Annotated in this window: 21 protein-coding genes; 18 read left to right on the forward strand and 3 right to left on the reverse strand. The window is 71.5% G+C overall.

The window, feature by feature from the left end:
* Position 1 precedes the first annotated feature (1 nt).
* Positions 2-673 carry a hypothetical protein gene (locus ACFY6U_RS30075; protein WP_390043227.1) on the reverse strand — a complete coding sequence of 224 codons (672 nt, stop codon included), beginning with the start codon at positions 671-673 and terminating at the stop codon, positions 2-4.
* A gap of 493 nt (positions 674-1,166) precedes the next feature.
* Here ACFY6U_RS30075 and ACFY6U_RS30080 point away from each other — a divergent pair, with 493 nt between their 5' ends.
* The 9 genes from ACFY6U_RS30080 to ACFY6U_RS30120 are packed head-to-tail and all read left to right on the forward strand — an operon-like array spanning position 1,167 to position 7,673.
* The gene (locus ACFY6U_RS30080) at positions 1,167-1,904 is read left to right on the forward strand and encodes a hypothetical protein (RefSeq protein WP_390043228.1); all 738 of its coding nucleotides are present in this window, start codon (positions 1,167-1,169) and stop codon (positions 1,902-1,904) included.
* Positions 1,905-1,920: 16 nt separating this feature from the next.
* The gene (locus tag ACFY6U_RS30085) at positions 1,921-2,772 is read left to right on the forward strand and encodes a hypothetical protein (protein WP_390043230.1); all 852 of its coding nucleotides are present in this window, start codon (positions 1,921-1,923) and stop codon (positions 2,770-2,772) included.
* Positions 2,769-4,076: an ATPase, T2SS/T4P/T4SS family gene (locus tag ACFY6U_RS30090; protein ID WP_351487472.1), complete on the forward strand. Its 1,308-nt coding sequence runs from the start codon at positions 2,769-2,771 to the stop codon at positions 4,074-4,076. Before ACFY6U_RS30085 ends, ACFY6U_RS30090 begins: the two co-directional genes overlap by 4 nt.
* Before the next feature lie 30 nt (positions 4,077-4,106).
* On the forward strand, positions 4,107-5,081 hold the full coding sequence (locus ACFY6U_RS30095; protein ID WP_390043463.1) for a type II secretion system F family protein: 975 nt from the start codon (positions 4,107-4,109) through the stop codon (positions 5,079-5,081).
* On the forward strand, positions 5,078-5,998 hold the full coding sequence (locus tag ACFY6U_RS30100) for a type II secretion system F family protein (RefSeq protein ID WP_390043232.1): 921 nt from the start codon (positions 5,078-5,080) through the stop codon (positions 5,996-5,998). Before ACFY6U_RS30095 ends, ACFY6U_RS30100 begins: the two co-directional genes overlap by 4 nt.
* 59 nt (positions 5,999-6,057) lie before the next feature.
* Entirely contained in the window at positions 6,058-6,309 is a 252-nt protein-coding gene (locus tag ACFY6U_RS30105; RefSeq protein ID WP_390043234.1) for a hypothetical protein, read from the forward strand.
* A 36-nt stretch (positions 6,310-6,345) separates the two neighbouring features.
* On the forward strand, positions 6,346-6,795 hold the full coding sequence (locus tag ACFY6U_RS30110) for a TadE family protein (RefSeq protein ID WP_390043236.1): 450 nt from the start codon (positions 6,346-6,348) through the stop codon (positions 6,793-6,795).
* A complete protein-coding gene (locus ACFY6U_RS30115) occupies positions 6,796-7,215 on the forward strand; it encodes a TadE/TadG family type IV pilus assembly protein (RefSeq protein WP_390043237.1) in 420 nt (139 codons plus the stop codon). It begins immediately after the preceding gene.
* Positions 7,212-7,673, forward strand: coding sequence for a pilus assembly protein TadG-related protein (locus ACFY6U_RS30120; protein WP_351487486.1), 462 nt, complete (start codon positions 7,212-7,214; stop codon positions 7,671-7,673). The genes ACFY6U_RS30115 and ACFY6U_RS30120 overlap by 4 nt, the downstream gene beginning before the upstream one ends.
* A 115-nt stretch (positions 7,674-7,788) precedes the next feature.
* On the opposite strand, the gene ACFY6U_RS30125 is transcribed toward ACFY6U_RS30120, so the two are convergent.
* Positions 7,789-9,324, reverse strand: a complete 1,536-nt coding sequence (locus ACFY6U_RS30125) for a sigma-70 family RNA polymerase sigma factor (RefSeq protein WP_390043239.1) — start codon at positions 9,322-9,324, stop codon at positions 7,789-7,791.
* A 196-nt stretch (positions 9,325-9,520) separates the two neighbouring features.
* Between ACFY6U_RS30125 and ACFY6U_RS30130 the strand changes: the two genes are divergently transcribed.
* From ACFY6U_RS30130 to ACFY6U_RS30150, 5 genes are all read left to right on the forward strand, one after another.
* On the forward strand, positions 9,521-9,871 hold the full coding sequence (locus ACFY6U_RS30130; protein ID WP_351487492.1) for an SsgA family sporulation/cell division regulator: 351 nt from the start codon (positions 9,521-9,523) through the stop codon (positions 9,869-9,871).
* A 220-nt stretch (positions 9,872-10,091) separates the two neighbouring features.
* Complete coding sequence (locus ACFY6U_RS30135) at positions 10,092-13,067, forward strand: BTAD domain-containing putative transcriptional regulator (RefSeq protein WP_390043241.1); 2,976 nt, start codon at positions 10,092-10,094, stop codon at positions 13,065-13,067.
* Positions 13,064-13,960 (forward strand): prepilin peptidase, encoded by an 897-nt coding sequence (locus ACFY6U_RS30140; protein WP_390043243.1) that lies wholly within the window; start codon positions 13,064-13,066, stop codon positions 13,958-13,960. The genes ACFY6U_RS30135 and ACFY6U_RS30140 overlap by 4 nt, the downstream gene beginning before the upstream one ends.
* Before the next feature lie 84 nt (positions 13,961-14,044).
* Positions 14,045-15,244 (forward strand): cyclic dehypoxanthinyl futalosine synthase, encoded by a 1,200-nt coding sequence (gene mqnC / locus ACFY6U_RS30145; RefSeq protein WP_390043245.1) that lies wholly within the window; start codon positions 14,045-14,047, stop codon positions 15,242-15,244.
* 7 nt (positions 15,245-15,251) lie between these two features.
* Positions 15,252-15,701 (forward strand): hypothetical protein, encoded by a 450-nt coding sequence (locus ACFY6U_RS30150; RefSeq protein WP_390043246.1) that lies wholly within the window; start codon positions 15,252-15,254, stop codon positions 15,699-15,701.
* 109 nt (positions 15,702-15,810) lie between these two features.
* Here ACFY6U_RS30150 and ACFY6U_RS30155 read toward each other — a convergent pair whose 3' ends face one another.
* Complete coding sequence (locus ACFY6U_RS30155; RefSeq protein ID WP_390043248.1) at positions 15,811-16,857, reverse strand: chitinase; 1,047 nt, start codon at positions 16,855-16,857, stop codon at positions 15,811-15,813.
* Between the two features lie 305 nt (positions 16,858-17,162).
* On the opposite strand from ACFY6U_RS30155, the gene ACFY6U_RS30160 reads away from it, so the two are divergent.
* Genes ACFY6U_RS30160 through ACFY6U_RS30175 form a run of 4 tightly spaced genes read left to right on the forward strand, consistent with a single transcriptional unit; the run spans position 17,163 to position 22,031 of the window.
* The gene (locus tag ACFY6U_RS30160; RefSeq protein ID WP_351487509.1) at positions 17,163-17,540 is read left to right on the forward strand and encodes a hypothetical protein; all 378 of its coding nucleotides are present in this window, start codon (positions 17,163-17,165) and stop codon (positions 17,538-17,540) included.
* Between the two features lie 22 nt (positions 17,541-17,562).
* Positions 17,563-19,977, forward strand: a complete 2,415-nt coding sequence (locus ACFY6U_RS30165) for a bifunctional polysaccharide deacetylase/glycosyltransferase family 2 protein (RefSeq protein WP_390043250.1) — start codon at positions 17,563-17,565, stop codon at positions 19,975-19,977.
* On the forward strand, positions 19,977-21,311 hold the full coding sequence (locus ACFY6U_RS30170) for an acyltransferase (protein ID WP_390043252.1): 1,335 nt from the start codon (positions 19,977-19,979) through the stop codon (positions 21,309-21,311). Before ACFY6U_RS30165 ends, ACFY6U_RS30170 begins: the two co-directional genes overlap by 1 nt.
* 24 nt (positions 21,312-21,335) lie before the next feature.
* A complete protein-coding gene (locus tag ACFY6U_RS30175; protein ID WP_351487518.1) occupies positions 21,336-22,031 on the forward strand; it encodes a demethylmenaquinone methyltransferase in 696 nt (231 codons plus the stop codon).
* Positions 22,032-22,040 lie beyond the last annotated feature (9 nt).

Below are 22,040 nucleotides of genomic sequence, written 5' to 3' on the forward strand. Positions count from 1 at the left end.
GTCAGGCCGACGTCAGCCGGCCGACGAGGGGCTCGCCCTCCAAGGACGTCAGGCGGCACCAGGAGCCGTCCGTGAAGGTGATCCTGAAGTCCCGGCCGCCGACGCTGAACGGGCGTCGCTCGACGGTGGCGACCGTGCTCAGGTCCGTCTCCCAGAGGACTTCCTCCCAGGGTTCCCGGGGGTCCTGGAGTCCGCCGAGGACCAGCAGGCGGCGGTCGGTCAGGACGAGGTGGGTGACGTCCGTGTCGGGGCGGCGGGCCGGGTCGAGTTCCCAGGGGAGGGTACGGGCGATCGTGCCGGGGGCGGCCCACAGCACCGGGAAGTCCGTCTCCTCGTTCTCCGGGTCCTCGCTCCTGCCCAGCGAGCCGGAGCCGTTGGGACCGCTGCCGGAGGGCACGTTTCCGTCGAAGATCACGGCCACGGCGAGCACGCCCAGGAGGAACGCGACGCCCAGGACGGCCCGCACCACGAAGCCGATCCTCGATCTGAGGCGGTATGCCGGGCCCGTCGGCCAGCCCGGCAACTCGCCCTGTATGTCGTGGCGTTCGGGGTCGCGGAACCAGCGCCTGCCCTTGACCCGGTCCGCCGCGCCGGTCGCGAAGGACACCGGGGCGCGTGCCACGAGCTCCTCGCCGTCCGGGGGTTGCCAGGAGCGGCGCTGCGGCACGGTCACGGTCTGCCATCCTCACGGTCGTTCACGGCGGTGGAACCCGTCGTCCGGCCGGGTGATCCGTGATCCCGAGATCCTAGCCAGGCGGCCGTCCGGAACCGGCCGCTGTCGTGAGCACTTCGTGCAGGCCTCATGGGCGCACGGTGACGGTGCCGGGGACGGACCGGCCGCGAGCGGGGTGGGGAGGATTCACCGGCGCACACTTCGGGATCCCTTGATGTGTCCCGCATCTCAACCGCCGTACAGCTCAACGCGGTTGCAGATCGCAACGACGATTTCGGTGAGGTCAAGGAGTCCCGGCGCGCCTTGAGGGGCTTATGTGCGGCTGATACGGTGCGATCGCTTGACACTCACCCCGCGGCCGAGTATTTGGCCGGTTCGGGGTGATTGGTGTGGAGTGTCCGCTCTTGCTGTGCCGGTAGGCAGGGTGACGGGCGTTGACAGGTTTTCAGAGTTCTTGACAGACACTGTCTTGGCTGTAACGGGGAGCGGTTGCGTGAAGATCCAAGAGCGTACGGGGGCGGGCGCCGGTCGTTCCGCCGGGCCGGCTCAGCCTTCGGTCGGTGACCGGCTTCCCACCGCGCCTCGTGAGCGCAAGCCCGCTCTGGCCGCGCTCGCGGTGCTGCTGATCCTGCTCGGTGCGCTGGGCGCCACGACGCTCGTGCTGCAGGCCGGTGACCGGATCGAGGTCATCAAGATCACGCAGGACGTCCCTGCCGGTTCCTCGGTGACCAACAGCGACGTGACCTCGGTGATGGTCGCGTCCGACGACAGCATCCACTACGTCAAGTGGTCGCAGCTGGAGGACCTGAAGAAGCTCAAGGCCGTCAACACCATCCCCGGGGGCTCCCTCGCCGTCGGTGAGATGTTCGGCAGCGGCACCAGCCTCTCCGCCGGCAAGGCCGTCGTCGGTCTCGCCCTCAAGGAGGGCCAGTACCCGGTCGGGCTCAAGGTCGGTGACGTCGTCGCCGCCTACCGCGTCAGCAGCAACGGCTCCTCGACCAACGGCAGTTCGTCTTCGTCGTCGGACGGCAGCGACTCCCCGATCGTCGGCCAGGCCAAGGTCAGCTCCGTGCCGAGCACGACGGGCGGCGACAGCTCCCTCGTCAGCAGCACCAACTACGCCGTCACGCTCACCGTCGACAGCGACGCCGCCGCCGTGCTCGCCCAGGCCGCCGCCACCGGTTCGGTCGCCCTCGTCCTTGTGCCCGGCGCGTCCGGCAACAGCAACTAGAAGGCGGCCCCACCCCATGGCGCTCATCGCAATCGCCGCCGACAAGGGTTCCCCCGGCGTCACCACCGCGGCCGTCGCGCTGGCCGCGGTCTGGCCGCGCCGGGTCCTGCTCGCCGAGGCCGACCCGGCCGGTGGCGACCTCGTCTACCGCAGTGCCGCCGCGCACGGCGGGCCGCTGAATCCGAACACCGGCATGCTGTCCATCGCCGCCACGGCGCGGCGAGGGCTCGTACCGGATCAACTCTGGGACCACGTCCAGCCGTTGAGCGGCGGGCTCGAGGTGCTCGTCGGGCTCGGGATAGCCGAGCACGCCGCCGGGCTCGCCGGGCTGTGGCCCACGCTCGGGCACGCCTTCGCCTCCCTCGCCGACTCCCCGAACGCCCCGGCCGACGTCATCGCCGACTGCGGACGGATCAGCGGGGACACGCCGGCCGTGGAGATGTTCCCGCACGCCGCCCTGGTGCTGCTGGTCTCGCGGACCGAGCCCGAGGCGCTCGCCCGGGTCCGGGACCGGGCCGCCGCCCTCGCGCAGAAGCTGCACGGCGGTCCGCGCGGCGCCGCCGCCCTCTCCACCCCGCTGATCGGGGTGATCCTGGTCGCCGACCCGGCCGGTGCCGGCAAGCTGGTCAACCAGGTCAACGACATGCTCGTGCACGCCCAGACCGGCGCCCGCGTCGTGGGCACCATCGCCGACGACCCGGCCGGCGCCGACCAGCTGGCCGGCCGCAAGCGCGGGCGCCTCGACAAGTCCCTGCTCATCCGCTCGGCCCGCAAGGTCACCGCCGACCTCCACCAGCAGTACGGCGCCGCCTGGACCGTACCGGCGTCCGTACCGCCGCAGGCGCCCCACGCGGGGGCCGGCCGATGACCGCTGTCGACCACCAGTTGGTCAAGCGGTTCCGGCAGGACGCCGGCGACCGTATCGCCGAGCAGCGCCGCCAGGACCAGGCGTCCGGCGTGACGCCGATGTCCACCGAGGACGAACGGCAGTACGCCCGCGCGGTCATAGCCCAGATCCTGGAGGAGTACGCCCGCGCGGAGATCAACGCCGGGCGCACCCCGCTGGACGCGGAGACCGAGGAGCAGTACGCGGCCGCCGTGCACGCGGCGCTGTTCGGCGTGGGGCGGCTGCAGCCGCTGCTCGACGACCCGGACGTCGAGAACATCGACATCAACGGGTGCGACCAGGTCTTCGTCGGGTTCAGCGACGGGCGGGAGGTCGTCGGGGATCCCGTCGCGGAGACCGACGAGGAGCTCATCGAGCTCATCCAGGTGCTCGGCGCCTACTCCGGTCTGTCGTCGCGGCCCTTCGACTCCGCCAACCCGCAGCTCGACCTCCGCCTTCCCGACGGCTCCCGGCTCTCCGCCGTCATGGACGTCACCCGGCGGCCCGCGCTCTCCATCCGCCGCGCCCGCATGGGCAAGGTCTTCATCTCCGACCTGGTGGGGAACGGGACGCTCACGCCCGAGGTGGCGCACTTCATGGCCTGCGCCGTCCGTGCCCGCAAGAACATCATGATCGCGGGGGCGACCAACGCCGGCAAGACGACGCTGCTGCGCGCCCTCGCCAACGAAATCCCGCCGCACGAACGGCTCATCACCGTGGAGCGGGCGCTGGAGCTGGGGCTGGACACCTTCCACGACCTGCACCCGAACGTCGTCGCGTTCGAGGAGCGGCTGCCCAACTCCGAGGGCCAGGGCACTATTTCGATGGCCGAGCTGGTGCGCCGGTCGCTTCGTATGAACCCCTCGCGGGTCATCGTCGGCGAGGTCCTCGGCGACGAGATCGTCACCATGCTCAACGCGATGTCGCAGGGCAACGACGGGTCGCTGTCCACGATCCACGCGAACAGCTCCAGCGAGGTCTTCAACCGCATCTCGACCTACGCGCTCCAGGCCTCCGAGCGGCTGCCCATCGAGGCCAGCCAGATGCTGATCGCGGGCGCGGTGAACTTCGTCGTCTTCATCCAGCGGCGCAACAACTACCAGACCGGCGGCCGCCTCCAGCGCATGGTCACCTCGGTCCGTGAGGTCAACGGCGTGGACGGCAGGGTGCTGTCCAGCGAGGTGTTCGCGGAGGCCCCCGACGGCCGGGTCGTCCCGCACGCGCCCATAGCCTGCCTGGAGGACCTGATGGCCCAGGGCTACCAGCCGCACGGGGCGTGGGGGTGACGTGACATGAACCTGGATTCCCTGGGCTCCATGGGCGGGCTCTTCTCCACCACGGTCCTCTACGCCCTCGGCTGCGGAGTCGCCGTCGGCGGCGGGCTCGCGCTGCTGATCCTGGCGGTCCGCGGCCTGCCCGCCAAGCCCGACCACGAGAAGCAGAAGGCGAACGAACGGGCCGCCGAGCTCATCCGGTTCGCCGGTCAGCGCGGCTCCCTCGCCGCCATCATCGGCCTCGCCGTCCTGCTGCTGACCCGCTGGGCGGTGGCCGGCATCGCGGCCGGCGTCCTCGTCTTCTTCTGGGACAGGCTGTTCGGCGGCGCCGCCGAGGAGCGGGCCGCGATGAAGCGTGTGGAGGCACTCGCCTCCTGGACCGAGTCGCTGCGCGACACGATCGCCGGTGCGGTCGGCCTCGAGCAGGCCATCCCGGCCTCGGCCCGGGCCGCCGCGCCGATCCTGCGGCCGCACCTCGACGCCCTCGTCGACCGGCTGCGCGCCCGCACCCCGCTGCCCGACGCGCTCCAGCACCTCGCCGACGAGATCGACGACGCGTCCGCCGACATCATCGTGGCGGCGCTCATCCTCAACGCCCGCCTCCGCGGCCCCGGTCTGCGCCAGGTGCTGGGCGCGCTCGCCAAGTCGTCGCGCGAGGAGGTCGACATGCGCCAGCGCGTGATGGCCCAGCGGGCGTCCACGCGGCGCTCGGTGCAGATCGTCGTCGCCGTGTCGGTCGCGTTCGTCCTCGGCCTCGCCGTCTTCAACCGGGACTTCGTCGCGCCGTACGGCACCGCCGTCGGCCAGCTGGTCCTCGCCCTGGTCTGCGGGCTGTTCGCGCTCGGCTTCTGGTGGCTGCGCAAGCTGTCCACCATCGAGACGCCGGAGCGGTTCCTGGTCCGCGACCAGTCGTCCGTGCAGTTCGTACGGCCGCCCCGCACCGCTCCCGGCCAGCCCGGTACGCCCGGTCATCCCGGCCGGCAACAGCTCCCCACCGAGGAAGGAGCCCGCCGGTGAACCTCACGATGCCGATCGTCGTCGGCGTGACCCTGGGGCTCGGCGTCTACGTCCTGATCCGCGCCCTGATGCCGTCCAGGCGCAGCGCGGTCGCCCAGGTCGCCCGGATCGACGCGATGCGGGCGCGCGGCGCGGCCTACGAGTCGGCGCGGCAGACGCAGGACACCGGCAGGTTCGGCACGCTGCGCGCCGAGGTCGGCGAGCGGGTCGCCGAGTTCTACCGGCAGCAGGGCTGGGAACAGCGCTCGCTCCGGGCCGACCTCGCCGTGCTGGACCGCAGCTGGGAGAAGTTCCTGGCGACCAAGGTGCTGCTCGCGGCGGCAGGCCTCATCTTCGGACCGTTCCTGTTCGCCGTCGTCTACACGATGGGCTTCGGCCGCAACCCGGTCATCCCGGTCTGGCTGGCCCTGGCCTGCTCGGCCCTGTTCTTCTTCCTGCCCGACCTGGAGGTACGACGGGACGCGGCCGAGAAGCGCCGGGATCTGCGGCGCGTGATCGGGGCGTACCTCGACCTGGTGTCGATGAGCCTCGCCGGCGGCCGCGGCCTGCCCGAGGCCCTGATGGCGGCCGCCGAGGTCTCCGACGGCTGGGCCAACCAGCGCATCCGCAACGCCCTCGCCGACGCTCGCATCACCGGTGTCAGCCAGTGGCAGGCGCTGGGCGCGCTCGGCGAGGAGCTCGGTGTGGAGGAGCTCAAGGACCTCTCCGCCTCTCTCGCCCTGGTCGCGGACGACGGTGCCAAGGTCCGCGAGTCCCTCGCCTCCCGCGCCGAGACCATGCGCCACCGCGAACTCGCCGAGATCGAGGGCAGCGCGGGCGAGAAGTCCCAGTCGATGCTCGTCGCCCAGCTGCTGCTGTGCGCCGGCTTCCTGGTTTTCCTGATCTTCCCGGCGGCGATGCGGGTGTTCCAGGTGTGAGCTGACCCGAGCTGAATCGAGAACCTTCGCCAACTGCTGTTTCGAGAGGACAAGTCATCATGAACACACGGAACTTCAGCACCGGGATCCCGGCGGTGGACTTCCTGGTCACCTTCCTCCAGGGCCGGGTGCAGCGCGCCCGCTCCGGCGAACTCGACCGCGGTGCCTCCGCCGTCGAGTGGGTCATCATCTCCGCGGTCGTCGTGGCGATCGTCGGCGTGGTGGCCGCCATCATCAGCAAGGCGCTGCAGGGCGGTGCCACCAAGGTCGGCAACTGCATCCAGGGTGCGAGCGACAGCAAGACCTGCTGAGCGGGCGGGCAGGCGCACGACGGGGACGAAACGGGGATGACGGGGGTCTGTGTGGACGTGAACGGATGGCTGCGCCGCCGGGCCGCCGCCGCGCGCGGTGACTCGGGCATGACGGCGATCGAGTTCGTGTTTCTCACCCCCGTTCTCTTCTTCATGATCTTCGCGACGGTGCAGTTCGCGCTGTACTTCTTCGCCGACCACGTGGCCCAGGCGGCGGCCCAGGCCGGCGCCCGCAAGGCCCGCGCCACCGCCGACGCGGAGCCCGGCGCCTGGCGCGGCGAGGCCCAGGACGTGGTCGACTCCTACATCAGGCAACTCGGCCCGCAGCTGGTCCTGTCGCCCGACGTGACGATGCTCCAGCCGGAGCAGACCACGGTCGGTGTCGAGATCACGGCCCGCATCCCGACGGTGTTCCCGGGCCTGGACCTGAAGGTGCACGCACGGTCCGCGGGGCCGGTGGAGCGCTTCGTGGAGGACAGGAACTAGATGTCCGCGGTGGAGAAGAGAGCTCTGGCCGACGACCGGGGGCTGTCGACCGTCGAGGTCGTCATCCTGGCCCCGGTCATGATCCTGTTCATCCTGGTCCTGGTCGCCTTCGGCCAGCTCGTCGACGGGCGCGGGGCCATCGACGGGGCCGCGCGGGACGCGGCCCGCGCCGGGTCCATCCAGAAGGACCACGCCACGGCCATGTCGGAGGCCCAGAAGGCCGCCGAGGCCGACCTGTCCGACGTCTGCTCGGGGCCGGTCTCCGTCGTCCAGACCAGCGCGGGCTTCGAGTCCGGCGGCATCTTCACGGTCGAGGTGAGCTGCAGGGTGCGGGGCCTGGCCATGCTGGGCCTGGACATCCCGACGACCCTGTCCTCGACGTTCTCTTCGCCCCTCGACCCCTTCCGGAGGGCGGCATGAGCCTTGCGGTGCTGCGCAGTTGGTGGACCGCCCGCCGGCTCCGTCTCGACGACCGGGGCTCGGGCGCCGGCGCGGTCATCATCTTCGCCCTGGTCTTCCTCGCCCTGTCCGCCTTCGTCATCGACGGCGGCCTGTCCATCTCCAAGCGCGAACGGGCCGCCGACATCGCGGAACAGGCGGCCCGTTACGCGGCCCAGGACATCGACCTGGACAAGCTGTACGAGAACCAGGGCGAAGCACCGATCAACTTCCAGGACTGCGACGCCCGGGTGAAGACCTTCGCCCGCGAGATGGACATGTCCGCCGCCGACGTCGCGGGCACCCACTGCACCGCCGCCGACACCCAACAGGTCCAGGTCGAGGTCCAGTTGACATACGAACCGGTCTTCACGGGGATGTTCTACGGCGGCGCGATCGTGGTGCACGGCGAGGCCACGGCGGAGAACGAGGTCGGTTAGGCGCTGGGCGCTCCGCTGGAAGGGCCGCGATGTGCCGTCGTTCGTCCGCGGCGTCGTTGTGGCTGGTCGCGCCCACGCGGCGGTAGCCGCACATGCAATGCAGCGCCGCGCCCTTTCAGGGCGCTGACTCAGGCCTTGGGCCAGAGGTGGTGCGGCTGCCGTGGCCGTGGGTGCGGCCGTTGCCGTTGCCGTGACCGTGCGGGGGCGGGCAGTCGTCGTCGGGCGGCGTGACCGGATCCGGGTCGGCCGGTGCCGGGTCGGGGTCCGTGACGGGCGGGGGGTCCACGGGAGTCGGGTCCGCCGGGGGCGTGGGATCCGCCGGGGGAGCGGGATCGGCGGGCGGTGTCGGCTCCGCCGGGGGAGTGGGGGCCGTGGGCCCGGAGGGCGGCGTCGGCTCCGTCGGCGCGGGCGGAGTGCTGCCCCGGTCGCCGTCCCCGGTCCCGTCGCCCCCTGGGGGTTCCGTCGTCGAGCCGCCGTCGCTGCTGCCCGAGGGCGACTGCGCCGCGGGCTCGGGAGAGGACACGGCCGCCGCGGAATCGCCTCCGCCCGCACCGTCGTCGTCCGCGGCCTGCGGCCGTACCGCCTCCCCGCCGCTCTGAACCGGTGTCACCGCCTGCCGCGTCGCGGGCGGGTCCGTCGGGGCCACCGGCTGTCCGGCCACGGGTACCTGCGCCACCGGCGCGTCGGCGACCGGTGTCCGGGCGGGGACGGAGGCGGACTGGCCGGGGCCGAGTATCAGCACCAGCGCGGCCGCACCGGCCGCCATCGCGCCCGCCGCCGCGACCACCACCGGCGCCTTCGTGCCGGCGACACCGGTGGCCTGCCGCACGCCGTGCAGCACCCCGCTGCCGCCCCCGCCCGCGGCGTGGCCGCCCGCCGAGGCCCCGGCCGCGGTCAGGGTCAGCAGGAACCTGCCGGCCGTGCCGCCCACCGCGAACACCAGCAGGGCCGGGCCGACCAGGGCGGGGAGCCGGTCGTTGGCGCTCATCAGGGCGGCGAGCCGGGTCCGGCAGTCCTCGCAGGCGTCCACGTGGCCGAGCAGCCGGTCGGACTGACGCTCCGTCGCGGCGCCGCGCACGTACGCGGGCATCCGGCCCCAGTGGACCTGGCAGGCGGGGTCGTCCGGGGCCCCGGTCTGGGTGCGCAGGAAGGCCTGCCGCATCCCCTCCCGGGCGCGGTGCAGCAGGACGGCGGTGGCTCCCTCCTTCGTGCCCAGCTGCGGACCGATCTGGGCCAGCGGCTGGCCCTCCGCCTCGGCCAGCCACAGGGCCTTGACCCAGCGTTCGGGCAACTGGGCCAGGACGCGGACGAGCAGGTCGACGGAGGAGACGTGCTCGGCGGGGTCCTCGCCGTGCCGGCCGGACTCGGCCTGCTCGTCCCCGTGCGGGTCGCGGGGCGTCTCGCGCGCGGCACTGTTCGCGGCGTACGCGAGGTGCCGGACGGTCGTCGTCAGGTACGCCGACACGTTGTCGATCTCGTGGCCCTCGGCCAGCCGCCGCCAGACCCGGAAGTGCGCCTCGGCGACGAGGTCTTCGGCGACCCAGGCGTTGCGGGTGAGGGAGCGGGCGTACGCGACGAGCCGCGGCTGCTGTTCCTCGTAGATCCGGGCGTAGGCGGTGGTGCTGATGACTGCAGAGGAACCGTCGTGCATGGCGGAACGCTCCAGGTGCCGGCTCAGGGGCGGGAGAAGGTTTGTCAGCGTAGATGACGAAACTTTCAAGCAAAGTTTCCAGCGCATCAAGAAGTGACGCATGTCACTCAACTTCCTTGCGTTTCCGGCGTAATCAATCCGGGGCCGGGAGCTCTCACTTGTACGACGGCCCACCACGCACCCCCGGAGACGATCCGTGCCCATCACGCTCGAGCAGCCCACCGGCGCCCGCCTGCTCACCGCCGACGAGCAGGAGGTGGCGGTCCCCGCGACGCTCCGCTACACCTCGGCCGACCCGCAGGCCGTGCACTTCGTCTTCCCGCCGTGGATCTCCCTGGACGGCGAGGAGGTCACCTGGACCTTCGCGCGGGCCCTGCTGGAGGAGGGCCTGGCGGGTCCGGCCGTGCTCGGCAACGTGCACGTGCGCCCGTACGGCGACTCCCGCACGGTCGTCGAACTCCGCGCGGAGGAGGGCGTGGCGGCGATCAGCTTCCCGACCTCCGCCCTCACCCGCTTCCTGCTGTCCTCGCTGCGGGTCGGCGGCTGACGGACTGTGCGGGATGTGTGGAGGGGGTGTGCGCGGGGCGGGTGGCGGTAACTCCGGCCAATGGGGAACGGGTTGCCGAAAGCGGAGAAGTCGGGCGGTGGTCGGTCGTTCTACCCCTTCGACGCTGTCGGTGCCAGTCAATAGGATCGGCAAGGGGACCTCGGCAGGCTCGATGTGCCCCCGGCCCACTCCTTCCGCACACGACCCCGGGACACCCGCCATGGCGCGACGCAGCACATCAAGCTCGACGGGAAGGCCGACGGGCACCGGTCCGTCGGGTCCGCGGAACCGGACCCCGCAGCCGGTGCGGCTGCGTCGGCGTACGTTCGGGGACGTCGTCAAGGCGTTCCTCGCCTTCGTGGTGCTGCTCGTCCTCGTCGTCGGCGTCCCCGGCGCCCTCGCCGTGACGGTCGGCTGGCCCCTGCCGCGCAGCGCGCCCAGCATGGACTGGCTGTCGCAGCCGATCGACGTACAGACGTTCCTGAACGCGCTGACGGTCGTCGTCTGGCTGGCCTGGGCCCAGTTCACGGCCTGCGTGCTGGTGGAGGTCAAGGCGGCCGTCTCCGGTGTCGGCCTGCCCGGCCGGGTCCCCGGCGCCGGCCCCAGCCAGCTGCTCGCCCGTCAGCTCGTGGCCGCGCTGCTGCTGGTCGGCGCCACCGCCGCCAGCTTCACCCCGGGCCTCTCCCAGCTCGGCCACAGCCTGGAGGGCAACCAGAAGGGCACGGTGGCCACCGCGCAGGCGACCCCCGGCATCCTCGCCCAGCAGCAGGAGCAGGCGAAGAGCACCGCCGCCGCCCTCGCCGAGCAGGCCGGCCATGCCGCGGCCCAGGCCGAACAGGGCGGCTCCACCGCCACGCACGGGGCGACGAAGTACTACCGGATCCAGCCGCCCGAGGGCCGCCACCACGACTCCCTGTGGGAGATAGCGCAGCGCCACCTCGGCGACGGCCGCCGGTACAAGGAGATCTACGAGCTCAACAAGGACCGCGTCCAGCCCGACGGCTCCCGGCTCTCCGAGGCCAGCCTCATCCGTCCCGGCTGGATCATGGAGATGCCCGGCGACGCGCACGGCGGCGAGCTCGTCGCGAACCCCGACGCGCACGTCTCGCCGGAGGTCCGGCAGCAGATCGGGGACTACGCGCAGACCGGTGACCACGCCCAGCACCAGCAGCAGCACCAGGAGCAGGGCGGCGGGCAGCACGCGGGCGAGGACGGCGCCACCGCCCAGATCACCGTGCCCGCCCAGCGCCAGGCCGGCGACACCGCGACGCCCGCCGCACAGGAGTCCGGCAGCCACTCGTCCGGCCACTCCTTCGGTCTGCCCGAAGCCCTCCTCGGCGCCCCCCTCCTCGCCGCCGGCCTGCTCGCCGCCCTCGGCCGCCGGCGCCGGCAGGCCCTGTGGCAGTCGGCGCTGGGTGCCGTCGGCGGCCGCCGCGGCATGGAGCCGCCGATCCCGACCGGCGACGCCCAGGACGTGCAGGACGCGCTGCTGGTCGGCGCCGACCCGGAGGGCGTACGCCTGCTCGACCGGTCGCTCCGCGCCCTCGCCGCCGCCCTCACCGCCGAGTCCCGTTCCCTGCCCGTCGTCTACGCGGCCTGGCTCAGCCACGGCGACCTGCACCTGCAGCTCGCCCAGCCGGCCGGCAAGCCCCCGGCGCCCTGGCAGCTCGGCCAGGACCAGACGTTCTGGACGCTGTCCCGCGCGGACGCCGAGCGCTACGAGGACACCGACGCGGCGGCGCCGTACCCCGGTCTGGTCAGCCTCGGCACCATGGACGAGTCGCGGCTGCTGCTCAACCTGGAGGCCGTGCCCGGCATCGTCTCGCTGAGCGGCCGCGAGGCCGACCGGGCCGCCGTGTTCGCCTCCGTCGCCGCCGAACTCGCCACAAACGGCTGGTCGGACCGGATGACCATCACCCTCGTCGGCTTCGGCGCGGACCTCACCGCGCTCGCCCCCAACCGGCTGCGCCATCTCGACGACGTGGAGGCGCTGTTCGAGACGATGGAGGCGGAGACCCGGCAGCGGCGGGGCGCGCTGGGCGCCGCCGACCACCACTCGGTCCTCACCGGCCGGACCGGGCCCGCCCAGCACACCCGCTGGGCACCGAACCTCGTACTGCTCGCCACCCAGCCGACCGCCGAGGACGCCGTGCGCCTCGCCGAACTCGCCGCCGACGCCGCCCGGCTCGGCATCGGCTACCTGGTCGGCAGCGAGAGCGACGACCTGCCCGGCGCCGCCTGGGCGATGGAGATCACCCCGGACGGCAGGCTCCTCGCCCCGCTCCTCGGCCTCGAACTCGAGGCCCAGCTGCTGCCCGCGGTCCAGCAGCGCGCGGTCGTCGAACTCTTCGTGGAGGCCGACCCCGAGCGCGACCCCGACGGGCCCACCACCACCCCGCCGTTCCTCGTCGACATCAGCGAACAGGGCCGTCCCGCGGTGTACGCGCGGCTCGTCGGACCGTACGAGATCATCGGCCTGGAGACCCCCGACGGCGAGCGCAGCCCCCTCCTCCACGAGGCCCTCGCGCTGCTCCTCCTGCACCGTGAGGGCGTGCACCCGCGCGTGCTGTCGTCCGCGCTGTGGCCGCGGGGTGTGACGGAGGACGTCCGCGACGCCCTGCTGGAGCGGCTGCGCGGCTGGCTCGGCACCGACCCCGACGGCAGCCCCCGGCTGCGCGCGGACGCGGCCGGCCGCCTCACGCTCGCCAAGTCGGTCGTCTCCGACCTGGACGTGCTGCGCTCCCTCTACCACGAGGCCACCCAGGGCAAGGGCGTCGAGAGCCGCGCGGTCCGCGGCCGGCTGCTCACCGACGCGCTCGTCCTGGTGCGCGGCCCGCTCCTCGCCGACCGTGCGGAGGGCCGCTACCGCTGGCTCACCCACGAGATCATCGACGCCCAGCTGCCGCTGCTCGTCGCGGACATCGGTCTTGCGCTGTCCGCGTTCCACCTGGAGAAGGACCGCGCGGAGAAGGCGATCGAGGCGCTCGGCGCGGCGCTCAGGACCGCCCCGGCGGACGAGCGCCTCTGGAACGAGCTGCTGCGTGCCACGCACGCCACCGGCGACCCGGACCGGCTGCGCGCCCTCGCCGCCGACCTGATCGCCCGCAGCGGCGCGCGCGGTCTGCCCCCGCGCACCGAGGCCCTCCTCGACGAACTCCTCCCGACCTGGCGCGACGGCGCCGCCGCGACCGGATGACGACCGCCCTGGACCTCGCCCTCCCGGCCGCCGCCGCCCTCTGGGGCGCGACGGCCGGCGCCCTGCTGCCCCGCGCCGCGTACCGCTTCTCGACCCCGGCGGGGGAGGACCGGCGCACGACGTGCCCCGCGGGGCACCCCGTCAAAGGCTGGCTGGGCCGCGTGCCCTGCGGCGACTGCGCGACGACCGTCGCCGATCCCGGCACAGCCGAACCCACTGCCGACGAACGTGCGACCGCCGAACTTGCTGCCGCCGACGGCGAGGACGCCCCACCGGGGCCACCTGCACCTGACGACGAAAGCCGCACGGGTGGTGCGGGTGGGAACACCAAAACCGCAACCACCCACGCACCCGCACCCGCCCCCCTCACCCTCGCCCTCACCACCGCCCTCGTCTGCACAGCCCTCGCCCTCGCCACCGGCACCCGCCCCGAACTCGCCGTCTGGCTGCTCCTGGCCCCCGTCGGCGTACTTCTCGCGGTGGTCGACTTCCGCGTCCAACGGCTCCCCGACCCCCTCACGCTCCCCCTGGCGGCCGCCGCCCTCGCCCTCCTCGGGGCGGCCGTCCTGCTCCCCGAGCACGCCGGCGACTGGTTCACCTCCCTCTACGCGGCCCTCGCCCTCGGCGGCGCCTACTTCGTCCTCTTCCTCGTCAACCCGGGCGGCATGGGCTTCGGCGACGTCAAGCTGGCCCTCGGCACGGGCGCCGTCCTCGGCTGGTACGGCTGGCCCACCGTGCTGCTCGGCACCTTCGCCGGTTTCCTGCTGGGCGCCCTGTACGGCGGTGCGCTCGTCGTCGTACGCCGGGCGGGGCGCAAGACGGCGATCGCGTTCGGGCCGTTCCTGATCGCGGGGGCGTTCGCGGGGCTGCTGGTGGGGGCGTACACGGCCTGAGGTCGGGCCGTTCGAAAGGCGGGCACGGGGCTGGCGTAGGCTGGTTCGGTCCGTCCACAAGCCATTACGAAAGGGACGCGCCCGGTGACCGAGAAGGCCGACCTTCAGTCCGTCCTCGACCGTGCCGCTGCCGGTGGGCGGATCACTCCGGAAGAGGCGCTCGACCTCTACCGCGACGCCCCGCTGCACGCGCTGGGCGCCGCCGCCGACGCCGTACGCCGCCGCCGGTACGCGGGCACCGAGCACATCGCGACGTACATCATCGAGCGGAACATCAACTACACGAACGTGTGCGTCACGGCGTGCAAGTTCTGCGCCTTCTACGCGGCCCCCAAAGACACCGCCAAGGGCTGGACCCGCGACCTCGACGACATCCTGCGCCGCTGCGCGGAGACGGTCGAGCTGGGCGGCACCCAGATCATGTTCCAGGGCGGCCACCACCCGGACTACGGCGTCGAGTACTACGAGAAGCACTTCAAGGCCATCAAGGACGCGTTCCCGCAGCTGGTGATCCACTCCCTGGGCGCCTCCGAGGTCGAGCACATGGCCCGGATCTCCGGCGTCTCCGTCGAGGAGGCCATCACCCGCATCCACGAGGCCGGTCTGGACTCCTTCGCGGGCGCCGGCGCGGAGCTCCTCCCTGAGCGCCCCCGCAAGGCCATCGCGCCCCTCAAGGAGAGCGGCGAACGCTGGCTGGAGATCATGGAGACGGCCCACAAGCTGGGCGTCGAGTCCACGTCGACCATGCTCATGGGCACCGGCGAGACCAACGCCGAGCGCATCGAGCACCTGCGCATGATCCGCGACGTCCAGGACCGCACGGGCGGCTTCCGCGCCTTCATCCCGTACACCTACCAGCCCGAGAACAACCACCTGAAGGGCCGCACGCAGGCCACACTCTTCGAGTACCTGCGGATGATCGCGATCGCGCGCCTCTTCATGGACAACGTCGCCCACATCCAGGGCTCCTGGCTGACGACCGGCAAGGAGGTCGGCCAGCTCTCGCTCCACTACGGCGCGGACGACCTCGGCTCGATCATGCTGGAGGAGAACGTCGTGTCCTCCGCGGGCGCCAAGCACCGCTCCAACCGCCTGGAGATCATCGACCTGATCCGCAAGGCGGGCCGCGTCCCGGCGCAGCGCGCCACGACGTACGAGCACCTCGTGGTCCACGACGACCCGGCCAACGACCCGGTCGACGAGCGGGTGATGTCCCACATCTCCTCGACGGCGATCGAGGGCGGCACCGCCCACCCCGAGTTGAAGCTCCTCGCCTCCAACTGACGTAGCGGTGGAGACGATTCACACGGCGGACCGGGTCTTCGTCAGCTGGGACGCCGAGCCGGTCGAGAACGGCGCGGTGGTGGTCGTGACCGACCGGATCGCCGCGGTCGGAGCGTACGACGACCTGCGCGCACGCTTCCCGCGGGCACGGGTCCGCACCTGGCCGGGCGCCCTCGGCCCCGCCCGCCACCACGACGGCCCCCTCCCGGCCGCCCCCAGCCCACGGGAGCGCGTGCACGCCGTGCTGAAGCGGGGGGAGGCCGCGGTCCTGGAGCGGTACGTCGACTCACCCGAACTGAGGGCGGCGGCGGAGCGCAACGACGTCGTGATCACGCCGAGTCCGTGCCGGCCGCCGACGATCGTCGAATCCGGCCGGGCGGACCTGGCGGTCTTCGACGCGGCCGGGGCGTGTATCGCGACAGTGTGCGCGGGCCGACTGGTGCACAGACGAAGGTGACTTCTCGACGCCGTCCAGGGACGCGCCCCCTCAGGGGCGCTGGGGGTCCCCCGGCCGAAGGCTGGGGGAGGAACCGCGCGAGCAACCCCCACCGACCCGTAGCCGACACTCAACCGGCGAACGTCTCCCCAAACGCCCCCGAGCTCTGACTCACCCCACTGCAGTTCGTGGCCGCATCGTCGTCCCCCGAACTCCCGCTCGCACACTGCTGGTCCCGGAACGTCGACCACATCGACACCCACGCGATCCCCTCCTCCTCCGCGAACGCCCGCACGTCCTTCGCGTCGGACAGCGAGAACGTCTCCCCGTCCACGTCGTTGACCCCGATCATCGAGGTCAGCGCCATCCCGCCCCACGCCCCCGCGTCCGACAGCCCGAACACCTTCTTGAGCTGCGCGTGCGTGGCCTTCGCCGAGGTGACCGCGTAGTCGCCCATGTCCGCGTCGTACGACTCGCCGTAGTTCATGGTCATGATGTCGACCGTCGCGACCTGCACGTCGTACTTGTTCGCGGACGCCAGCAGCGCGAGGCTGTCGGAGTCCAGCCCGGACGGCATCACGGGCAGCGTGAAGGACACCTCCAGGTCCGGCCGTTCCTTCTGGAGCAGCGCGATCGCCTCCGACCGCCGCGCGACCGAGGCGGAGTCCGCCAGCGTGTCGCCCTCGATGTCGAAGTCGGCCTGTGTGGAGCCCGCGGCGTCCAGCGCGGCGCCGTACGCGGCGGCGAGTTTCGCCGCGCTGGAGCATGTCGTCGCCAGCTCCTTCCCGGAGGCCCCGCCGAAGGACACCCGGACCGACGCGCCGTCCTCCTTCAGCTCGGAGATCCGTGACTTCACGGTCGAACTGCCTATGGCGTCCGTCCCGTTCCAAGCGGGCGTGCAGCTGCTGCCGCCGGCGATCACGAAGGCCAGGTTGTAGGTCGAGGGCGATCCCGCGTCGTCCGTGTCGGCGGCCTCTGTCGCGCTGACGTACGGCGCGTAGGACGTGCCGGACCCGTCCGAGCCGTCCGACCCGTCGGCCGCGCTCGCGGAGGCGGACGCCTTCTGTGACGGTGCGGGCGCCGCGTCCGACGTGCCGTCGGAGCCCGAGGAGCACCCCGTGACTGCCATGGCAAACAGGCAGGTAAGCCCAGCAGCCGGCCTGAGGAAACTCCGCATCAAGATGCACCCGCTCTCGTGATTTGTGTCTCAGGCTCGAAACAAAGCCTGATTCCAAAGGAAAACGTCTCACACGGTCATGGTGTTCAACGGTTCGATCAATACATAGAATCCTCATGGAATGAAGGGCGCGAAAAGGGCAAAAGGTTCGGAACAAAGGGGGCGTTCAGGTGGGTTCCCATCCCCGTCGCGCACCGCAGGTATTCACAGAATCTCTCAGTGAAAAGACAGGTTAAGGGGTTTCTCATGGGGACCTCACAAGAACTCCGAAGACGATCACATAAAGGCTCCCTAATATCCGTGGAATGCAATCCGAGCCTGCCATCGAAAGCCGTGCCGCGGTGCGCGGTCGCCGCCGCAAACAAGGCAACGGGTCTGCCGAGGGGCCCGTCTTCGTCGACTCCTCCGGGCGCCGCTCCAAGGTGCTGCGGCGCGTCGGCCTTCTCCTCGGCGTCGTCTGCCTCGCCTACACGGGAGTGCTCGGCGCCGCCTTCATGGGCTGGGGAACCTCGCTCACCCCGGACTCGCTGATCCCCGACTTCGCGCGCGCCGGCAACGCCCCGGGCGGCGAGCGCCCGCAGGGCGGCGTCGGCCGTCAGGCCGGGCTCCCCAGCGGCCGTCCGTCGGCACCGCCCTCGGCCACCGCCACCCCGTCCGCCTCCGCATCCGCCACCGCGGACTGACCGGGAACGCAGGCCTCTCCCCATGACTACTCCGACCTCCGCACGCGGCCGCAGGCGCGCCCCCACCCGCATCGAGCGGGCGGCGGGCAGGGCCGCGGCGCTGCAGAAACCACGTGTCATCCTCGCCCTGCTGCTCCTGCTGGCGCTGACCTGCGTGATGCTGCTCGACGGCTATCTGCGCGCAGAGGTCGGCGGCGACCAGCGGGTGCGCACCGGCGCCGGCTCCAGCAAGGTGCCGGACAAGGTCCTCGACGGCGGCCCGATCCTCACCTTCCGGGGCGGCCGGGCGACCACTGTCTCGGTCCCCTCCAAGACCATCGCCCTCACCTTCGACGACGGCCCGAACCCGACGTACACCCCGCAGGTCCTCAAGATCCTCGAACAGTACGACGTGCCCGCCACGTTCTTCCTGGTCGGCTCGATGGTGTCGCGCTACCCGGGCATCGTGAAGACGATGGTCCAGCAGGGCAACGAGGTCGGCATCCACACGTTCACGCACGTCGACCTGTCGTACCAGAGCGACGCCCGGGTCAACCGCGAGATGCAGCAGACACAGCTCGCGCTGGCGGGTGCGGCCGGGATCACGACGACCCTCTTCCGTGCGCCGTACTCCTCGGAGACGGACGCCATCGACAACTACAGCTGGCCCGTCTACCAGAAGCTCGGCAAGGAGGGCTACACCAGCGTCTTCGTCGACACCGACAGCGACGACTGGAAGAAGCCGGGCGTCTCCAAGATCGTCAAGTGGGCCACGCCGAGCGGCACCAAGGGCGCCGCGGTCCTCTTCCACGACGCCGGCGGCGAGCGCTCGCAGACGATCAAGGCGCTGCCGCAGTACATCAAGAAGATGAAGGCGAAGGGCTACACCTTCACCACCGTCAGCGGTGTCATCGAGAAGCGGAACGCCGCGAGCCGGCAGACCGCCGCCGCGAGCACCACGTCGAACGGCCAGACCACCACGGGCCTCACCGAGGCCGGGGTGACCGGAACCGGCACGGGCAGCACGGGCACGGGTACCGGTACCGGCACGGGCACCGGCTCCCAGCCCGGCGGCACCGGCCCGAACGGCGAGGGCGGCACCGCCCCCGAGGGCGGGACCGGCACCGGCACCACCACCGTCTCGCGTCTCCAGGCCGCCCACCGCACGGCCACCGGCATGACCCTCTACGAGGGCAAGGCCCTCATCGTGGCGGTCGCGATAGCCGAGTGGGCCCTGCCCGTCCTCTCCGGCCTGCTGTTCGTCGTCGGCGTCGCGGTGATGGGCCGCTTCGGGATGATGCTGCTCATCGCCCGCCGCCACTACAGACAGCGCAACAAGCGCCGGTTCAGCTGGGGTGCGACGGTCACCCGGCCGGTGAGCGTGATCGTCCCGGCGTACAACGAGAAGGAGTGCATCGCCAACACCCTGGAGTCGCTGGCGCAGAGCACCCATCCGATCGAGGTCATCGTCGTCGACGACGGTTCCACGGACGGCACCTCGGAGATCGCCCGCGCCGCCGCCGACAAGCTCGGCATGCACAACGTCCGGGTCATCCGCCAGGAGAACGCGGGCAAGCCGGCCGCTCTCAACAACGGTGTGCGCAACGCCAGTTACGACATCGTCGTGATGATGGACGGCGACACGGTCTTCGAGCCGGAGACGGTACGGCACCTCGTGCAGCCGTTCGCCGATCCCGAGGTCGGCGCGGTCGCCGGCAACGCGAAGGTCGGCAACCGCAACACGATCATCGGTGCCTGGCAGCACATCGAGTACGTGATGGGCTTCAACCTCGACCGGCGCATGTACGACCTGCTGCGCTGCATGCCCACCATCCCCGGCGCGATCGGCGCCTTCCGCCGCGAGGCGGTCCTGGAGGTGGGCGGCATGAGCGAGGACACCCTTGCCGAGGACACCGACATCACCATCGCCATGCACCGCGCGGGCTGGCGGGTCGTCTACCAGGAGCACGCCAAGGCCTGGACGGAGGCGCCCGGTTCGCTGAAGCAGCTGTGGTCCCAGCGCTACCGCTGGTCCTACGGCACCATGCAGGCCCTCTGGAAGCACCGCAAGTCGCTCACGGACAAGGGCCCTTCGGGCCGCTTCGGCCGCGTCGGCATGCCCCTGGTCGTCCTCTTCCAGATCGTCACACCGGTCTTCGCCCCGCTCATCGACGTCTTCACGGTCTACTCCATGATCTTCGTCGACTTCGAGGCGGCCCTGCTGGCCTGGCTCGCCGTCCTCGGCATCCAACTGGCTTGCGCCGCCTACGCGTTCCGCCTGGACAAGGAGAGGTACCGCTACCTCGCGATGATGCCGCTGCAGCAGCTGGCCTACCGCCAGATGATGTACCTCGTCCTCATCCACTCCTGCATCACCGCCCTCACCGGCGGCCGCCTGCGCTGGCAGAAACTCAAGCGCACGGGCGAGGTCGGCACCCCGGCGGGGGTGAGCGGCTGATGACCTGGGACCAGCAGAACCCTTACCAGCAGAACCCGTACCCGCAGAACCCGTACCCGCAGGGCTACAACGGCTACGACTACGGCCCCTACAACGGCCAGCAGCAGTACGCCCAGCAGCCGTACCCCGACTACACCTACACCCCGGCACCCCACCAGACGGCCCCACTGCCCCTGGTGGAACCGGAACCGGAACCGGCCTTCGAACCGGAGCCGCAGCCGACCGCTGCCACCGCTACCGCTGCCGCTGTGCCCACAGCGCCGGGCACCGAACAAGCAGACGCCAAGGAGTCCACCCCCAAGCCCTCAAGGGACCGGTACTTCGACACCCTCAGGGCCGTCGCCCTCATCCGCGTCGTCACCTACCACACCTTCGGTTGGGCCTGGTGCGGCATGGTGTTCCCCTCCATGGGCATCATGTTCGGCCTCGCCGGCACCCTCATGGCGAAGTCCCTGGAGCGCCCGTCGCCGAAGGTCGTCAAGAGCCGCCTCCGCCGCCTCCTCCCGCCCTTCTGGTTCTGGGGCTTCTTCGTCGTCCTGGCGATGCTGATCCACGACTGGATGCCAGGCTGGCAGATCGTCTACTGGATCGTGCCGCTCGGTGACCCGCCGGGCAACGCGTGGGGCGAGCAGGCCTGGGAGATCCTCTGGTACCTGCGCACCTACCTCTGGTTCGTCCTGCTTTCCCCGGCCCTGCTGTGGATCTTCCGCAAGGCCCCGATCCCGGTACTCCTGGGCTCGCTGGCCCCGATCCTGGTCCTGAACTTCGTCTGGTCGGGCCCGGACAACCGCTTCGGCAGCGCCCTGTGGGACCTGTCGACGTACCTCTTCTGCTGGATCCTCGGCTTCGCGCACCGCGACGGCGTGCTCCAGCGGATGAAGCCGGCCCTGGTGATCGTGGGCTCGCTCGCCGCCGTCGGCTACGGCGGCTGGTACGCCTTCTCGCACCAGGCCGACTTCGGCACCTACGACCTGGACGAGAACCCCCTCGCGCAGGCCTTCTGGTCGGCGGGGTTCGTGATGCTGCTGATGTGGGCGAAGGCGTACTTCAAGATCGACTTTGGCTGGCTGACGCGGTTCAGGAAGCTCGACCGGACGGTCACGATCTTCAACGCCCGTGCGGTGACGATCTACCTCTGGCACGAGATCGCCCTGGTCCTCGCGGTCCCGCTGATCGACCAGATGTGGAACGTGCCGGCGTTCGAGAAGTGGCTCCCGCTGGACAGCCAGTGGTTCATGTTCGGCGTCGGCTGGATCCTGATCGCGGTGTTCATCGTGGCGTGCGGCTGGGTGGAGGACGTGGCCGCGAAGAAGAAGCCGAAGCTCCTCCCCTGAGGACGTGCTGCAAGAATGGCGAGCGTGACCCGCGCTTCCCTGAACAAGCAGCCGCACGAAGTCGCCTCGATGTTCGACGACGTGGCGGAACGGTACGACCTGACCAACGACGTGCTGTCGCTGGGCCAGGACCGGCAGTGGCGGAAGGAGGTCGCCAAGGCGGTCGACGCGCGCCCCGCGCAGAAGATCCTGGACCTGGCGGCCGGCACGGGCACCTCCTCCCAGCCGTTCGTCCGGGCCGGCGCCTATGTCGTGCCCTGCGACTTCTCCCTCGGGATGCTCCAGGTCGGCAAGCGGCGCAACGCCTGGATGCCCTTCACCGCCGGGGACGCCACCCGTCTGCCGTTCGGGGACGACACCTTCGACGCCGTGACGATCTCCTTCGGGCTGCGCAACGTCCAGGACACCGACGCGGCCCTGCGCGAGATGTACCGGGTGACACGGCCCGGCGGGCGGGTCGTGATCTGCGAGTTCTCGCACCCGACCTGGGCGCCGTTCCGGACCGTCTACACCGAGTACCTGATGCGTGCCCTGCCGCCGGTCGCCCGCGCGGTCTCCTCCAACCCGGACGCCTACGTCTACCTCGCCGAGTCCATCCGCGCCTGGCCCGACCAGCCCGCCCTGGCCGGACGGCTGCGGGAGGCGGGCTGGTCGAAGGTGGCCTGGCGCAACCTCACCGGCGGGATCGTCGCCCTGCACCGGGGCTTCAAGGAGGCCTGAGCCCCGACC

The organism is Streptomyces sp. NPDC013157, assembly GCF_042899865.1.
GTDB lineage: Bacteria > Actinomycetota > Actinomycetes > Streptomycetales > Streptomycetaceae > Streptomyces.

Excerpts from the sequence above, each read along its gene's own strand:
- ACFY6U_RS30085 (WP_390043230.1), top strand. The coding sequence starts at position 1,921 with ATGGCGCTCATCGCAATCGCCGCCGACAAGGGTTCCCCCGGCGTCACC.
- ACFY6U_RS30090 (WP_351487472.1), top strand. The coding sequence starts at position 2,769 with ATGACCGCTGTCGACCACCAGTTGGTCAAGCGGTTCCGGCAGGACGCC.
- ACFY6U_RS30095 (WP_390043463.1), top strand. The coding sequence starts at position 4,107 with ATGGGCGGGCTCTTCTCCACCACGGTCCTCTACGCCCTCGGCTGCGGA.
- ACFY6U_RS30105 (WP_390043234.1), top strand. The coding sequence starts at position 6,058 with ATGAACACACGGAACTTCAGCACCGGGATCCCGGCGGTGGACTTCCTG.
- ACFY6U_RS30110 (WP_390043236.1), top strand. The coding sequence starts at position 6,346 with ATGACGGGGGTCTGTGTGGACGTGAACGGATGGCTGCGCCGCCGGGCC.
- ACFY6U_RS30115 (WP_390043237.1), top strand. The coding sequence starts at position 6,796 with ATGTCCGCGGTGGAGAAGAGAGCTCTGGCCGACGACCGGGGGCTGTCG.
- ACFY6U_RS30120 (WP_351487486.1), top strand. The coding sequence starts at position 7,212 with ATGAGCCTTGCGGTGCTGCGCAGTTGGTGGACCGCCCGCCGGCTCCGT.
- ACFY6U_RS30125 (WP_390043239.1), bottom strand. The coding sequence starts at position 9,324 with ATGCACGACGGTTCCTCTGCAGTCATCAGCACCACCGCCTACGCCCGG.
- ACFY6U_RS30135 (WP_390043241.1), top strand. The coding sequence starts at position 10,092 with ATGGCGCGACGCAGCACATCAAGCTCGACGGGAAGGCCGACGGGCACC.
- ACFY6U_RS30140 (WP_390043243.1), top strand. The coding sequence starts at position 13,064 with ATGACGACCGCCCTGGACCTCGCCCTCCCGGCCGCCGCCGCCCTCTGG.
- ACFY6U_RS30155 (WP_390043248.1), bottom strand. The coding sequence starts at position 16,857 with ATGCGGAGTTTCCTCAGGCCGGCTGCTGGGCTTACCTGCCTGTTTGCC.
- ACFY6U_RS30160 (WP_351487509.1), top strand. The coding sequence starts at position 17,163 with ATGCAATCCGAGCCTGCCATCGAAAGCCGTGCCGCGGTGCGCGGTCGC.
- ACFY6U_RS30165 (WP_390043250.1), top strand. The coding sequence starts at position 17,563 with ATGACTACTCCGACCTCCGCACGCGGCCGCAGGCGCGCCCCCACCCGC.
- ACFY6U_RS30170 (WP_390043252.1), top strand. The coding sequence starts at position 19,977 with ATGACCTGGGACCAGCAGAACCCTTACCAGCAGAACCCGTACCCGCAG.